3 protein-coding genes and 1 pseudogene are annotated in these 2,024 nt (G+C 71.1%); 1 reads left to right on the plus strand and 3 read right to left on the minus strand.

Annotated features, from left to right (window positions below):
• Positions 1-86: 86 nt before the first annotated feature.
• The gene (locus tag VNL12_RS18310) at positions 87-347 is read right to left on the minus strand and encodes a hypothetical protein (protein ID WP_325596415.1); all 261 of its coding nucleotides are present in this window, start codon (positions 345-347) and stop codon (positions 87-89) included.
• Positions 344-616 (minus strand): annotated as a pseudogene (locus VNL12_RS18315) (transposase); the annotation flags it as partial. The gene VNL12_RS18310 and the pseudogene VNL12_RS18315, both read right to left, overlap by 4 nt.
• Before the next feature lie 29 nt (positions 617-645).
• On the opposite strand from VNL12_RS18315, the gene VNL12_RS18320 reads away from it, so the two are divergent.
• The gene (locus tag VNL12_RS18320; RefSeq protein WP_325596417.1) at positions 646-1,041 is read left to right on the plus strand and encodes a diguanylate cyclase domain-containing protein; all 396 of its coding nucleotides are present in this window, start codon (positions 646-648) and stop codon (positions 1,039-1,041) included.
• A 97-nt stretch (positions 1,042-1,138) separates the two neighbouring features.
• Here the strand turns inward: VNL12_RS18320 and VNL12_RS18325 are convergent, their stop codons facing one another.
• Positions 1,139-1,783, minus strand: a complete 645-nt coding sequence (locus tag VNL12_RS18325) for a hypothetical protein (RefSeq protein WP_325596419.1) — start codon at positions 1,781-1,783, stop codon at positions 1,139-1,141.
• Between the last annotated feature and the right edge of the window lie 241 nt (positions 1,784-2,024).

Genomic DNA, 2,024 nt, shown 5'->3' on the forward strand with positions numbered 1-2,024 from the left:
TCGATCAACGCGACAGAGATCTCCTCGCGTTCGGGCAGCGACAACGGCGCGCCTGGCATCCTGTGGTCTCCAACGGTCGGTGGGCGTCAACAGCACCGGTCATCATGACCGGGACCGTGCACCGACCGTTGGAACTCGCCCACCCCGTAGTTCCCGTCGGCGTCGTCGAAGAGCTGGCCCATCAACGCCACCAGCTCAGCCTCGGCCAGCTGACGTTCGGTCGGTCCCGCCGCCTGGCGTTCGCACCAGTCGTAGTAGCCCGACGTGGACACGCCGGCTGCGTCGCACGCACTGGTCACCGGGAACCCGGCTGCCTTCTGGTCATCGACACCCTCGAAGCGCTTCACGGTGTCGACGTCTCCTTGATCCAGAAGGCCAGAGATCGTTTGAGCAGATCTCGTTCCATCCGCAGCTGCGCGTTCTCCGCTCGCAGCTCGGCGAGGTCGGAGCGCTCATCGACGGTGAGCCCGTCACGCTCGCCCCGCTCGATGCGTTCCTGGCCGACCCAGTTCCCGAGCGTGCCCGCGTTCACGCCGACCGAACGGGCGACATCAGCGATCGACCGGCCCTCATCGAGGACCATCGCCACCGCGTCTCTGCGGAACTCGGGCGGGAACTTCGAGGGCCGCCCGACCGCGCGCGTCGGTGGGGACCACCGCCTGCGTGGGGCTGATCTTCTGTGACATCGACGGCTTCAAGGCCGTCAACGACGACCACGGCCACGCCGTCGGCGACGAGGTGCTGATCGAGGTCGGTCGCCGCATGGAGTCCGTGCTCCGAGACGGCGACACGCCGGCCCGCCTGGGCGGCGACGAGCTGATCGCCATCGCCATCCGCGACTCGGTGGCCGAGGTCGAAGCGGCCATGGGCGCCCTGGTCGCTGCGGTCGATGTGCCGATGGTCACGACCACCGGAACCGTCGCAGTGACGATGAGCGCGGGCTGCGCGGTCGCCCGCCGCGGGGCGCGGGCCGACGAGCTGCTGCGGCGAGCCGATCAGAACATGTACGACCGCAAGCGGTCCCGCCGCGACCGGCGCTAGGTCTCGAGGGTCAACCGCGGCTCGGCCACCTCAACCGTCGGCCTTCCAGTCAGGGGCCTCGTCGAGCGATGACCGGTGCCGGTGCCAGCGCGGATCTTCACCGGCGCGATCCTCGAACCCCGCGCCGCCCGTCCGCGTCTCGGTCGCCGGACGGGAGGGCCGGTCGCTCGGCCCGGCCGGCAGCGATGGTGGCGAGGTAGGCCGCGGTCGGCTCGGTGACAGGGAGCGGCTGGGCGGTCGTCACGGTCACCGCCGGCCGCCGGTCGATGTCGTCGAGGCGCAGCAGCGTGTCGTACCAGCCGCCGCCGAGGGGCGCAGTCTCACCAACTTCCAGGCCCTCGAGCACCGAGCGCAGCGGGTCGACGGGCCGCCGGGACTCCTGACCAACGACGCCCAGCACCTGGGTGACGGTGAGGAGCCAGCCCCGGGCGGGGGTGCGGGGCCCCTCTGGGCTGTCGAGGTCGAGGAACGCGACGCCCCCGCCCCACCGGGGCGAACGGCCCCGGAACCTCACCGGTTGCGCGAGCTCGAGGGCGCGGTCAGCCGTTGGCGGTGTCGGATCGGCGCACCCCCGGTGGGGCCCGTAGCGGGCGCTGCGGCTGCCGGCCTCGGTCACGCCGCCGGCCCGTCCGGCGGTGGTCGGCGCCACCGTCCCTTCGAGGTAGGCGAGGAGCCGGTCGCGACACATGTTCGATCCGTAGGCCACGTACCACGCCCGGTCGTCGGACTCCACGGCGCGCATCCTGGCAGGCTGAGTGGTGACGAAGTAGGGTCGCAGGGTTATTGCAGGAACATCGCCGCCCGCCTCGAACCTGAGGCGTTTGGGTCTCGCACCCGTCCCGACCTAGGAACCCTCAGGGGGCTCTCTCGTGTTTGATGCTCGTCGCCGGTCTGTCCGCTTCTTCGCTCTGTTCGTGCCTTTGGTGTTGGTGCTCGGCGCCTGTGGGGGCGACAAGCCCGGCAGCAGTGGCGCGGCGGGCGAG

Origin of the sequence: Iamia sp. (assembly GCF_035575815.1) — a bacterium.
Classification (GTDB): Bacteria; Actinomycetota; Acidimicrobiia; order Acidimicrobiales; family Iamiaceae; genus Iamia.